This is a genomic window from Cupriavidus sp. FW306-1B-F12B (assembly GCF_058781795.1).
Map to the genome: position 1 here is coordinate 390,116 of NZ_JBYSXC010000003.1, position 12,887 is coordinate 403,002.

General features: G+C 68.1%; 10 protein-coding genes. 6 read left to right on the forward strand and 4 right to left on the reverse strand.

What is annotated here, in order from left to right; genetic code table 11:
• The first annotated feature begins 61 nt into the window (after positions 1–61).
• On the forward strand, positions 62–1,084 hold the full coding sequence (locus tag AC3WLE_RS08080; protein ID WP_492357125.1) for a DUF1338 domain-containing protein: 1,023 nt from the start codon (positions 62–64) through the stop codon (positions 1,082–1,084).
• 92 nt (positions 1,085–1,176) lie between these two features.
• Here the strand turns inward: AC3WLE_RS08080 and fusA are convergent, their stop codons facing one another.
• Complete coding sequence (gene fusA / locus AC3WLE_RS08085) at positions 1,177–3,282, reverse strand: elongation factor G (protein WP_492319299.1); 2,106 nt, start codon at positions 3,280–3,282, stop codon at positions 1,177–1,179.
• 293 nt (positions 3,283–3,575) lie between these two features.
• Between fusA and AC3WLE_RS08090 the strand changes: the two genes are divergently transcribed.
• On the forward strand, positions 3,576–4,205 hold the full coding sequence (locus AC3WLE_RS08090) for a response regulator (RefSeq protein ID WP_492319298.1): 630 nt from the start codon (positions 3,576–3,578) through the stop codon (positions 4,203–4,205).
• A 68-nt stretch (positions 4,206–4,273) separates the two neighbouring features.
• On the opposite strand, the gene AC3WLE_RS08095 is transcribed toward AC3WLE_RS08090, so the two are convergent.
• The gene (locus tag AC3WLE_RS08095; protein ID WP_492319297.1) at positions 4,274–5,047 is read right to left on the reverse strand and encodes a FadR/GntR family transcriptional regulator; all 774 of its coding nucleotides are present in this window, start codon (positions 5,045–5,047) and stop codon (positions 4,274–4,276) included.
• Between the two features lie 155 nt (positions 5,048–5,202).
• Here AC3WLE_RS08095 and gudD point away from each other — a divergent pair, with 155 nt between their 5' ends.
• The 3 genes from gudD (at position 5,203) to AC3WLE_RS08110 (ending at position 8,762) form a co-directional block, all read left to right on the forward strand.
• Entirely contained in the window at positions 5,203–6,558 is a 1,356-nt protein-coding gene (gudD, locus tag AC3WLE_RS08100) for a glucarate dehydratase (RefSeq protein ID WP_492357126.1), read from the forward strand.
• An 82-nt stretch (positions 6,559–6,640) separates the two neighbouring features.
• A complete protein-coding gene (locus tag AC3WLE_RS08105; RefSeq protein WP_492352709.1) occupies positions 6,641–7,663 on the forward strand; it encodes a Bug family tripartite tricarboxylate transporter substrate binding protein in 1,023 nt (340 codons plus the stop codon).
• A gap of 100 nt (positions 7,664–7,763) precedes the next feature.
• On the forward strand, positions 7,764–8,762 hold the full coding sequence (locus AC3WLE_RS08110; protein WP_492319294.1) for a Bug family tripartite tricarboxylate transporter substrate binding protein: 999 nt from the start codon (positions 7,764–7,766) through the stop codon (positions 8,760–8,762).
• Between the two features lie 167 nt (positions 8,763–8,929).
• On the opposite strand, the gene AC3WLE_RS08115 is transcribed toward AC3WLE_RS08110, so the two are convergent.
• Together AC3WLE_RS08115 and kdgD are read right to left on the reverse strand one after the other, a co-directional pair.
• Entirely contained in the window at positions 8,930–10,456 is a 1,527-nt protein-coding gene (locus AC3WLE_RS08115; protein WP_492352710.1) for an aldehyde dehydrogenase (NADP(+)), read from the reverse strand.
• A gap of 103 nt (positions 10,457–10,559) precedes the next feature.
• Positions 10,560–11,474 (reverse strand): 5-dehydro-4-deoxyglucarate dehydratase, encoded by a 915-nt coding sequence (kdgD, locus tag AC3WLE_RS08120; protein WP_492319292.1) that lies wholly within the window; start codon positions 11,472–11,474, stop codon positions 10,560–10,562.
• A 410-nt stretch (positions 11,475–11,884) separates the two neighbouring features.
• Between kdgD and AC3WLE_RS08125 the strand changes: the two genes are divergently transcribed.
• Positions 11,885–12,865, forward strand: a complete 981-nt coding sequence (locus AC3WLE_RS08125) for a DedA family protein/thiosulfate sulfurtransferase GlpE (RefSeq protein ID WP_492319291.1) — start codon at positions 11,885–11,887, stop codon at positions 12,863–12,865.
• Positions 12,866–12,887: the final 22 nt, after the last annotated feature.

Consider the following 12,887-nt stretch of genomic DNA (forward strand, 5'->3'; position numbering starts at 1 on the left):
ATCCTGCCCCGCGTATCGTCGCCAGCCCGGCTGCCATCCCAGTGTTCACCTGTTTGCGCCCATGACCTCCAATCTCTCCACGCTTCTCACCGCCAACGTCGGCGCCGCCCGCGCCGCGCAACTGCTCGCGCTGGTCACCTTGCCCGCGGATCTGCCGCAGGCCCCGCAGGGCCGCGCCAGCCGCGCGGAAATCGCCCAGGCCCTGAACATGGTGCTGTTCGGCGGCATCCTCGAGCGCGTGCCGAGCGGCCGCGCCTACACCGACGACGTTGCCGCCGCCGGCGGCAAGGTCACCTTCGACCACGGCGCGCTGCGCACGGTCAAGTGGCGCGACAACGGCGCGCTGCCCGAAGGCGAGGCCGCCTTCACCCGCATCCTGCGCCCGCTCGGCTACGTGCTCAACGGCACCTATCCGCTGGACCGCATCGGCATGACCGGCCGCTCATACGCGCATGCCGACGCGCCCGAGGACATCGCCCAGTTCTTCCTCAGCGAATTCCATCCGGAACGCTTCAGCGAAGCCTTCCGCGCCGCCGTCAGCCGCGTCACCGGCACCTCCGCCGACCCGCTCACGCCGCGCGCGCAGACCCTGCTGTGGCAGCTGGAGCGCGACGGCGCGCTGGACCTGGTTGACGGCGCCGAGCTGGTCGGCCTGCTGGTGCCATGCTTCGAGCGCCAGCACGCCACCCCGAGCCTCGCCGACTATGAAACCCTGCTCAGTGAATCGGCGGAGATGGCCTGGGTCGCCACCGAAGGCAACGCCTTCAACCACGCCACCGACCGCGTCGACGATGTGTTCGCGCTCGCCGAGCAGCAGAAGCAGCTGGGCCGGCCGATGAAGGACAAGGTGGAAGTCTCGCGCAGCGGCCGCGTCAAGCAGACCGCGTTCCGCGCGGATACGGTGCGCCGCGCCTTCGTCGGCGCGCACGGCGAGACGATGGAGCGGGACGTGCCGGGATCGTTCTACGAGTTCATCACGCGCGACCGCTTTGCCGATGAAGCGGCAGCGCCGCAGCGTTATGACCTGGGGTTTGATGCCGGGAATGCGCAGGGGATCTTCAAGATGACGGCGGCGGCCTGCTGATCGCGATGAAGGAGGAGGGCGCGGGCGCGTGGATGCGCCGGCCCTCTGCCCCGGCCCCTCTCCCGCACGCGGAGGAGAGGAGCAAATCATTGTTACCCCCGCTTCGTCGATATCACCGCCTCAGCCACATTGGCCGGCGCCTCGGCATAGTGCTTGAACTCCATCGTGTACGTCGCGCGCCCCTGCGTCAGCGAGCGCAGCGTGGTGGAGTAGCCGAACATGGTTGCCAGCGGCACCTCGGCGCGCACGATCTTGCCGCCGCCACCGGCGATGTCTTCCATGCCGTGCACCATGCCGCGTCGTGACGACAGATCGCCCATCACGTTGCCGGTGAATTCCTCAGGCGTTTCCACCTCGACGGCCATCATCGGCTCCAGCAGGACGGGCCTGGCCCGGCGCATGCCTTCCTTGAACGCCATCGAGCCGGCCATGCGGAATGCGTTCTCGTTCGAGTCGACGTCATGGTAGGAGCCGAACACCAGCGTGGCCTTGATGTCGACGATCGGGTAGCCGGCCAGCACGCCTGACTGCAGGGTCTCGCGGATGCCCTTGTCCACCGCGGGGATGAATTCGCGCGGCACCACGCCGCCCTTGATGGCATCGACGAACTCATAGCCGCCGCCGTGCGGCATCGGCTCGAGGTTGAGCACCACGTGGCCGTACTGGCCGCGTCCGCCCGATTGCTTGATGAACTTGCCTTCCACGTCCTTGACCGGCTGGCGGATGGTCTCGCGGTAGGCCACCTGGGGCTTGCCGACCGATGCCTCCACGCCGAACTCGCGCCGCATGCGGTCGACCAGGATTTCCAGGTGCAGCTCGCCCATGCCGGAGATGATGGTCTGGCCGGATTCCTCGTCCGTGGTCACGCGGAAGGACGGGTCTTCCTGCGCAAGGCGGTTCAGCGCAATGCCCATCTTTTCCTGGTCGGCCTTGGTCCTGGGTTCCACTGCCTGCGAGATCACCGGTTCCGGGAAGCTCATGCGCTCCAGGATGATGACCTTGTCGGGGTCGCACAGGGTGTCGCCGGTGGTCGCTTCTTTCAGGCCGACGGCCGCGGCGATGTCGCCGGCGCGCACCTCCTTGATCTCCTGGCGCACGTTGGCGTGCATCTGCAGGATGCGGCCCAGGCGCTCGCGCTTGGCCTTGACCGGGTTGTAGACGGTGTCGCCGGATTTGACCACGCCGGAATAGACGCGGAAGAAGATCAGCTGGCCGACAAAGGGGTCGGTCATGATCTTGAACGCCAGCGCGGCAAAGGGCTCGTCGTCGTTGGGATGGCGTTCGGCTTCGCGGTCGTCTTCGGTGTGGCCCAGGATGGCCGGCACGTCGGCGGGCGAAGGCAGGTAGTCGATGACCGCGTCCAGCATGCTCTGCACGCCCTTGTTCTTGAAGGCGCTGCCGCACAGCATCGGCACGATCTCGTTGGCGATGGTGCGCTTGCGCAGGCCGCGCTTGATCTGCTCCTCGGTCAGCGGCTCGCCCGACAGGTACTGGTTGAGCAGCGTCTCGTCGGCCTCGGCGGCGGCTTCGACCATCTTGTCGCGCCATTCCTGTGCGGTCGCCAGCAGCTCCGCCGGGATGTCCTGGTAGGCAAAGCGCACGCCCTGGCTGGCATCGTCCCAGACGATGGCCTTCATCTTGACCAGGTCGACCACGCCCTGGAAATGGTCCTCGGCGCCCAGCGGGATCTGGATCGGCACGGCGCGGCCCTTGAGGCGGTCGGCGATCTGCGTCTGCACGCGGAAGAAGTCGGCGCCGACGCGGTCCATCTTGTTGACGAAGGCAATGCGCGGCACCGCGTACTTGTTGGCCTGGCGCCAGACCGTCTCGGACTGTGGCTGCACGCCGCCGACGGCGTCGTAGACCATGCAGGCGCCGTCAAGCACGCGCATGGAGCGCTCGACTTCGATGGTGAAGTCGACGTGTCCCGGCGTATCGATGATGTTGATGCGGTGTTCGGGGTAGTTGCCGGCCATGCCTTTCCAGAAGGCAGTGGTGGCGGCCGACGTGATGGTGATGCCGCGCTCCTGCTCCTGCTCCATCCAGTCCATGGTGGCCGCGCCATCGTGCACTTCGCCCAGCTTGTGGTTGACGCCCGTGTAGAACAGGATCCGTTCGGTCGTCGTGGTCTTGCCGGCGTCGATATGCGCGCTGATGCCGATGTTGCGGTAGCGCTCGATGGGGGTCTTGCGAGGCACAGTGTTCTCCATGGATGAAACACGCTGGAATAGAGTAGCACCACTGGCTGTTTGCCGTTGTCCCTGCCGTGCGCAGGGGCACACCGCCGCGGCCCGGTGCTCCGGCATGAGCGCGTGTCTGAGGCGGGCCTAGGATTCGGCCTCATGCGAAACCGATTTCTCCCATCCTGCCAGCGTCCGCGGCTCCCTATACTGGCGCAGCGTCGCGCCCCGCGTGTTGATCGCCCTGCCATCCCATGCCCCGGGCAGAATGCGCGCCGTCGCCGATGCGTTCCCGGACTACGAAGCCACGCATGACAACCATCCTGATCGTTGACGACCATCCGGCGATGCGGCTGGTGCTCAGGCACCATCTGCTGCAGCTGCTTGGCGTAGACGAGGTGATCGAAGCAGACAACGGACAGTGCGCCATCGAGCTGGTGCGCGCGCGCACGCCGGACCTCGTGCTGCTCGACCTGGACATCCCGCGCTCCAGCGGGCTGGATGTGGCGCCGCGCCTGCGCGCGATCCATCCGCAGGTGCGCATTCTGGTGGTGACGGCGCTGGACCCGGCGGTGTTCATCAGCCGCTCATGGCAGGCCGGTGCGCAGGGCTTCGTCAGCAAGACCCAGGACATCAAGGAAATCCTGCGTGCGGTCGAGGCGGTGCTGGCGGGCTATACCGTGTTCCCGATGCTCAGCCGCGGCGGCGCGCCGCGCCAGGCCATGTCGGCGGATGAGGAGATCCTGCGGCGCCTTTCCGACAAGGAACTGGTAGTGCTGCAGATGCTGGCGCGCGGCATGTCCTACAAGGCCATCAGCGCCAGCCTCTTTATCAGCAACAAGACCGTCAGCAGCTACAAGGCACGCATCATGGGCAAGCTGCAGGTCTCGTCCCTGGTGGAGCTGGTGGACTTTGCGCGGCGTTGCCGGCTGACCCCTTAATTCCTGGTCGTTATCATTAGACATCGTATGACTTGGCGGGCGCACCACACCCAGTGCGGGTGCGCCGCTCAGCCCTGGGCACCGGCCGGCGCCGAGGCCTTGCGCAGCCGTTCGCGGCTGTTGGTCAGGTGCATGCGCATGGCGGCCTTGGCCCCGTCGGGGTCGCGGCGCTCGATCGCGTCGTAGATGTTCTCGTGCTCGATGCTGACGCGGTCCAGGTACTGCTCGCGCTCGGGCGTGCTGACCTGCAGGCGGCTGCGCGGGATCACCATGGTGCCCAGGTGGCCCATGATGTCGGTGAAGTAGCGGTTGCCGGTGGCGCGTGCAATCGCCAGGTGGAAGGCAAAATCGCTCTCCACGGCGTCGTTGCCGGCGCCGGCACTGCGCTTGAGCTCGTCCAGCGCCTGGCGCATCGCGGCCAGCTGCGCGTCGGTGCGGCGCGACGCGGCCAGGCCCGCGGCCTCGGCCTCAAGGCTGACGCGGAATTCCAGCATCGCCATCACATCCATGGCCGTGCCCAGCGCGTCCGGCCCGATGCGGAAGGGCGAGGGTACCTCGGCCGCGCGCGCCAGCACGAAGGTGCCGATGCCGTGGCGCGTCTCGACCAGGCCGCTGGCCTGCAGCCGCGACAGCGCCTCGCGCACCACGGTGCGGCTGACCCCCATCGACGCCATGATCTCCGACTCGGTCGGCAGCTTGTTGCCGGGCTTGAGCTGGCCCTGGCGGATTTCTTCGCCAAGGGCTTGCACCACTTCTTCGGCAAGCGTGCGTCCGCGGCGGCGCAGCGGCGCTTGCGGCGCAGAAACGGGCGGAACGGACTGGGCGGAGGTGGAGTTCGGCATGGTGGATACGGGCGGGGTTTCCCGGACTTGACCGGTTCGAGATGGCCTCATTATACTGGGTTATCAGTCATACGATGACAGATAACATACGCGATGTGATGGTCCGGGTGAACGATACTGCGCCTGCCATCGGAAATGCCGGAGACAACCCAGAGATGACCCCAACCGCCGCCCCCATGGCGTCCGCCCACACCCCGGTCGTGACCGAACTGACCGTGGTGCCCGTGGCCGGGCATGACAGCATGCTGATGAACCTGTCCGGCGCCCATGGCCCGTACTTCACCCGCAATATCGTGATCGTGCGCGACAGCGCCGGCCACACCGGCGTGGGCGAGGTCCCGGGCGGCGAGGGCATCCGCCAGACGCTGGAAGACGCGCGGCCGCTGCTGGTGGGCCAGCCCATCGGCCAGTACCAGTCCATCCTGAACCGCGTGCGCGCGGCATTCGCCAGCCGCGACGCCGGCGGCCGCGGCCTGCAGACCTTTGACCTGCGCATCACCATCCATGCCGTGACGGCACTGGAGGCGGCGCTGCTCGACCTGCTCGGCCAGCACCTCGAGGTGCCGGTGGCCGCACTGCTCGGCGAAGGCCAGCAGCGCGACGCCGTGGAGATGCTCGGCTACCTGTTCTATATCGGCGATCGCCAGCGCACCACGCTGGACTACCGCACCGAGCTTGATGCCGACAACGTGTGGTTCCGCCTGCGCAATGAAGTGGCGATGACGCCCGAGGGCGTGGTGCGCCTGGCCGAAGCCGCTTACGAGCGCTATGGCTTCAACGACTTCAAGCTCAAGGGCGGCGTGCTGAGCGGCGACGAAGAGATGGAAGCGATCCTGGCGCTGGCCGAACGCTTCCCCAAGGCGCGCATCACGCTGGATCCCAACGGCGCCTGGTCGCTGGCAGAGGCCGTGCGCCTGTGCCGCGACAAGCGCGGCGTGCTGGCCTATGCCGAGGACCCGTGCGGCGCCGAAGACGGCTATTCCGGGCGCGAGATCATGGCCGAGTTCCGCACCGCCACCGGCCTGCCCACCGCCACCAACATGATCGCCACCGACTGGCGCCAGATGGGGCACGCGGTGCGGCTGCAGTCGGTCGACATCCCGCTGGCGGACCCGCACTTCTGGACCATGCAGGGCTCGGTGCGCGTGGCGCAGATGTGCGCCGAATGGGGCCTGACCTGGGGCTCGCACTCGAACAACCACTTCGATATTTCGCTGGCCATGTTCACCCACGTGGCGGCCGCCGCGCCGGGGCGCGTCACCGCCATCGACACGCACTGGATCTGGCAGGACGGCGAAAACCTGACCCGCAACCCGCTGCGGATCGAAGGCGGCCTGGTGCAGGTGCCCAAGACCCCGGGCCTGGGCGTGGAGCTCGACATGGATGCCCTGGCGCGCGCGCACGAGCTGTACCAGCGCAAGGGCCTGGGCGCACGCGACGATGCCGCGGCGATGCAGTTCCTGATCCCCGGCTGGACGTTCAACAACAAGGCGCCCTGCATGGTGCGCTGACGCAGTACCGGCAACGCCCAACCGGCCGCTGCCGTGATCGGCACGGCCGGCTCATCTGATAAAGACACTGCAGGAGACAACGATGTACACGTTCCAACGCCAGCGCGCCCCGCGCCTGCCTCACTGGCTGCGCGCCTTTGCGCTCGGCTCTGTCGTCACGGTGGCGGCCCTGACCGTCAGCGCCGCCGCATACGCCGCGCCACAGGACTGGCCGCAACGCCCGGTATCGGTGGTGGTGCCGTTCCCGCCGGGCGGCTCCAGCGACGCCATCGCGCGCATGCTGACCGTGCCGCTCAATGAAAAGCTGGGCCAGCCCTTCGTCATCGACAACCGCCCCGGCGCGACCGGCGCTATCGGCGCCACCTTCGTCAAGCGCGCGCCAGCGGACGGCTACACCATGATGGTGGCGTCGATCGGCGTGTACGCGGTGAACCCGTTCCTGCAGAAGAACCTGGCCTATGACCCGGCCAAGGACTTCGACCTGCTGACCGTGGCGGTGCGCGCGCCCAATGTGCTGGTGGCCAATCCGCAGTTCCCGGCCAACACGCTGCAGGAACTGGTGGCCTACATGAAGAAGAATCCGGGCAAGGTCAGCTTTGCCTCGTCCGGCGCAGGCTCGTCCGACCACCTGACCGCGGCGCTGTTCTGGCAGAAGAGCGCCACCGACGGCCTGCACGTGCCCTACAAGGGCGGCGGCCCGGCCATCTCCGACCTGCTTGCCGGCCAGGTCGACGTGTCGTTTCAGAACGTCAACGCCGTGCTGCAGCACATCCGCACCGGCAAGCTCAAGGCCATGGCGGTGACCTCCGACAAGCGCTCGCCGGTGCTGCCCAATGTGCCGACCATGGCCGAGGCCGGCGTGAAGGATGTGGAGGTGTACTCGTGGCAAGGCGTGGCCGCGCCGCGCGGCCTGCCGCCCGAGGTGAAGAGCCGCCTGCACGGCGCGCTGGTGTCATCGCTGAACGACCCGAAGATGCGCCAGAAGCTGTCCGAGAGCGGCTTCGAGGTGGTGGCCAACACGCCCGAGCAGTTCAACCAGTTCGAGGCGCAGGAGCTGCAGCGCTGGAAGACCGTGATCGAGAAGGGCAAGATCGCGCTGGACTGAAGCCATCGCACTGAACCCATACACTGCAGCACAGAACGCGCCGGGCATGCACGCATCGCGTGCCGCGCCGGCGCTCGCGTCATCGACAGGAGACAACAGCATGACCCAGGGACGCCGCACCTTCCTCAAGCAATCCTCCGCACTGGCCGCCGGTCTGGCAGCCGGTCCGCTCGCGGGCCTGTCATCGGCTGCGCACGCCGCGCAGGACTGGCCCACCCGCCCGATCCGCCTGGTGGTGCCGTACACCGCCGGCGGCTCGTCGGACATCATCGCGCGCCTGATCAGCAAGCAGCTGGGCGAGGCGCTGGGCCAGTCGGTGGTGGTGGACAACCGCCCCGGTGCCAACGGCAACGTCGGCGCGGCACTGGTCGCGCAGGCCACCGACAACCACACGCTGATGCTGTGCGATATCGGCGCGCTGGCGATCAGCCCGTCGGTCTATACCAAGCTGACCTTCAATATCGCCAAGGACCTCAAGCCGGTGTCGATGCTGGCCTACTCGCCGCACCTGCTGGTGGTGCATCCGTCGGTGCAGGCGGCCAGCGTGAAGGAACTGGTGGCGCTGTCGCAGCGCAGCCAGCTCAACTTTGCCGTGACCGCCATCGGCAGCGCGCCGCACCTGGCCGGCGTGGCGGTGGAGCAGGCCACCGGCGCCAAGTGGCAATACGTACCCTACAAGGGCGGCTCGCAGGCCATTGCCGATACCGTGGGCGGCAGCGCCCAGGTGCTGATGAACGGCATGCTGGCCACGCTGCCGCACGTGCAGTCGGGCAAGCTCAAGCTGATCGCCCAGTCCAAGCGCACGCGCATGCCGCTGCTGCAGAACGTGCCGACCATCGCCGAGCAGGGCGTGCCGAATTTTGAATCCGGGACGTGGCAGGGCGTGATGGCTCCGGCCAGCATGCCCGATGCAATGGTGGCGCGCCTCAGCGGCGAGTTGATCCGCATCATCCGCGCGCCGGATCTGCGCGCGCAGCTGGTGGCCCAGGGGGCGGAGGTGGTGACGATGACGCCCGGGGAGACCGGGAAGTTCTTTGTTGCCGAGCAGGCGCGATGGGCGGGGGTGGTGAAGCAGGCGGGGATCAAGCTGGAGGCTTGATCTGGGGCTAGCGGGCCGTAGCTGGTTCTTCGCAGATTTGCGGGGTGTTTTTGTTGTTGCCAAGGGCGACAACCGACCGCATGGCAACAAGCCAAAGCAGGGCTTCCCAAATCTAGCGAAGACCCCCCAATAAGAAAAAGGCCCCGCGCACTGCGGGGCCTGCGCGATCAACCCTTCACCGCTTCCGGCAACAACGCCTGCGGCAGGTTCTGATAACAAACCGGCCGCAAGAACCGGTCAATCGCCGTCGCCCCCACCGAAGTCGAACGCGCATCCGAAGTCGCCGGGAACGGCCCGCCATGCACCATCGCATAGGCAACCTCAACCCCAGTCGGATAGCCATTGCACAGCACCCGCCCGGCCTTGCGTTCCAGCACCGGCAGCAGGCGCCGCGCGGCCGCGTGGTCGGCATCGTCGAGCTGCATCGTCGCCGTCAGCTGGCCTTCAAGCTGCCGCGCCACCGCCAGCATCTCTTCAAGATCGCGGCACACCACCAGCACCGTCGACGGCCCGAACACCTCGGCCTGCATCCGGTGATCCGCCATGAACTGCGCCGCGGTGGTCTCGAACATTACCGGCCGCCCCTGGTTGGCCCCGTTGCCGTCGACGCCATCGCCAATGCGTTGCAGGCCGTCGAGCGACGACAGCTGCGCCACGCCTTGCTCAAAGGCGGCATGGATGCCGGGCGTCAGCATGGTCGCCGCCGGCTTGCCTTGCAGCGCGCCGAGCGCCGCGGCGCGGAACTTGTCGAGCGCGGGGCCTTCAATGCCGATCACCAGCCCGGGGTTGGTACAGAACTGGCCGACGCCCATCACCAGCGAATCTACCAGCTGGCGGCCGATGTCCTCGCCGCGCGCATCGAGCGCCGCGGGCAGCAGGAACACCGGATTGATGCTGCTCATCTCCGCATACACCGGGATCGGCTGCGGGCGGCGCTGGGCCGCCTGCATCAGCGCCAAGCCGCCGGCGCGCGAGCCGGTGAAGCCCACCGCCTGGATTGCCGGATGCGTGACCAGTGCCGTGCCGATGGCATTGCCCGCCCCGACCAGCAGCGAGAACACGCCGTCGGGCAGGCCCGCGTCCTGCACGGCCTGCTGGATCACGCGCCCCACCAGTTCCGACGTGCCCAGGTGCGCCGGGTGCGCCTTGACCACGACCGGGCAGCCCGCGGCCAGCGCCGAGGCAGTGTCGCCGCCGGCCACGGAGAACGCCAGCGGGAAGTTGCTGGCGCCGAACACTGCTACCGGACCGATGGCGATGCGCTGCATGCGCAGGTCCGGGCGCGGCGGGTTGCGCTCGGGCAGCGCGGGGTCGAAGGTAGCCTGCTGCCAGCGGCCTTCGCGCAGCACGGTGGCGAACAGGCGCAGCTGGCCGGCGGTGCGGCCGCGCTCGCCCTGCAGGCGCGCGATTGGCAGCGCGCTTTCCAGGTGGGCGCGTTCGATCAGCGTGTCGCCGAGCGCCTCGATGCCGGTGGCGATGGCTTCGAGCAAGGCCGCGCGCTGCTCTGGCGTGGTGTTGCGGTAGGTGTTGAAAGCGGCTTCGGCCAGCGCACAGGCGCGCTCGACCTCAGCCTGGCCGCCGCCATGGAAGTCAGGGCCCAGGGCTTCGCCGGTGGCGGGATTGATGGCCTGCAGCAGGGCTTCGGTGCCGCGCACGGCTTGCGCGCCGATCAGCATGTCGCCGGTGATGTGCATGGAAGGATTCCTTGTCAGCGTTTGGAACGGGAACGCCGGCCGGAGGGCAAGTGCCCCGCGGCCGGCCTGTCGATATGCAATGCGAGGACGGCTTGCTTGCTGCTTACTGCGGGCCGAGCTTGTTGACCAGCGCGCCCAGCATCTCCATCTCCTCGCCGGTCAGGTCGGTCAGCGGCGCGCGCACCGGGCCGCCGTCGTGGCCGACCAGTCGGGCGCCGGCCTTGACGATGCTCACGGCATAGCCGGCCTTGCGGTTGCGGATGGCCAGGTAGGGCAGGAAGAAGTTGTCTAGCAGGCGGCCCACGGTGTCGTGGTCATCCGCGGCGATGGCGCGGTAGAAGTCCATCGCGGTCTTGGGGATGAAGTTGAACACTGCCGACGAATACACCGGCACGCCCAGCGCCTTGTAGGCCGCGGCATAGACCTCGGCCGTGGGCAGGCCGCCGAGGTAGGAGAAGCGGTCGCCCAGCTTGCGGCGGATGCTGACCATGGCCTCGATGTCGCCCACGCCGTCCTTGAAGCCGACCAGGTTGGGGCAGCGCTCGGCCAGGCGCGCGAGTTGCGTCGCATCCAGCTTCGAGTTGGCGCGGTTGTAGACGATCACGCCGATATCCACCGACTTGCAGACCTGCTCCACATGGGCGGCGATGCCGTCCTGGCTGGCTTCGGTCAGGTAGTGCGGCAGCAGCAGCACGCCGGCCGCACCCAGGCGCTGGGCTTCCTGCGCGTAGGCGATGGCGGTGCGGGTCGGGCCGCCGGCGCCGGCCAGGATCGGCACCTTGCCGGCGCAGGTGCGCACGGCGGTGTCGACCACGGCCGAGTAATCCTGCGGCGTCAGCGAGAAGAACTCGCCGGTGCCGCCCGCAGCGAACAGCGCGGTGGCGCCGTACGGGGCCAGCCACTCCAGCCGCGCGGCGTAGGACTGCGGCGCGAAGTCGCCCTGGGCGTCGAAGTCGGTGATGGGGAAGGACAGCAGGCCTTCGGAGACGATTTGCTTGAGTTCGTTGGGTGCGAGCATTGCGGCAATCCTGAGCGGGCCAGTGGCCCCGGTGGCAGTGGCGGCTGACTGCGGCGGTGCAGGTCATCCGAGTTATCAGTCATCGTATGACAAGGTCCTGGCGAAGGCAATAGGGCTGGCGATCATTCGGGGTTAACCGGGATGCGGCCGGCGTTTTCGCTGGGAAGTCCTGCCGGCGAGCAAAAAAGGACAGAAACATGCAGTCAGGGGCACTTCAAGCATGGATGGCGGCCGTCGTACCGTGGGTGAGCTCCGGTGGGGCAGGCGTGTGATGTTGTAGGACAACGTAAGTCGGAGTGGTTTCTGCCAGCGCGCCTGCCACTCAGGAAATTTGAAACACCCATGCAAAGCTGGCGGTGCACGGGCCCCCGGCGACTGGCACACTGGCATCCTGGACTGACGGGGAGAACATGGTGGGAGAGTTACAGGCCTTGCTGGAAAACCACGGGCTGATGCTGGTGTTCCTGAATGTGCTGGTCGAGCAGGCCGGGCTGCCGGTGCCGGCCTACCCGATGCTGTTCGTCGCCGGCGCGCTGGGCGTGCAGGAGACCGGGCCGTCGATCGGCGCGGTGCTGGCTGCTGTGATCTTCGCCTGCCTGATTGCCGATACCGGCTGGTACTTCGCCGGGCGCCGGCTGGGGCAGCCGATGCTGCGCACGATCTGCCGGGTATCGATTTCGCAGGACTCATGCATCCGCCAGACCCAGTCGCTCTACCTGCGCGTGGGGCCGCGCTCGCTGGTGATTGCCAAGCTGCTGCCCGGTGCCGGGGCCTTGTCCACCGCGATGGCGGGCATGACCGGCACGCCGTTGCCGGTGTTCCTGTTCTATGACGCCATCGGCGCGCTGGTCTGGGCCGGCAGCGGCCTGCTGATCGGCGTGGTGTTCAGCGATTTCATCGATGCCATCCTGGAGGCGTTCAGCGCCTACGGGCATATGGCCGTGGTGGGGCTGTTGGTGGCGTTCGCGCTGTTCCTGGCGTGGCGCTGGTGGCGCCGCTTCCGGCTGCTGCGCCGCACGCGGCGCGTGCCGCGCATGACGGTGGATGAGCTGGAAGCGCGCCGGCTCGCCGGCAGCCTGCCGGTGGTGATCGACGTGCGCGCGCACGGCGACACGCCGATGGAGCGCATCCCCGGCTCGGTGGTGCTCGACATGCAGGGCGCGCTGGACAGCCTGGACGCGCTGGGCGTGCCGCACGCCGGGGCCGACATCGTGGTCTATTGCGCCTGCCCCAATGAACTGTCCGCCGCGCTGCTGGCCGAGCGCCTGCGGGTGGCCGGCTACCCGAAGACCTGGGCGCTGGCCGGCGGCTTCGACGAATGGAAGCGGCGCCACGGCGGCACCGCCCCGACCGAGGCGGCCAACCAGCCAGGGCCGGCCGAAGCCGCCTGAACCTGCCAGGCCGCCGGCGCTG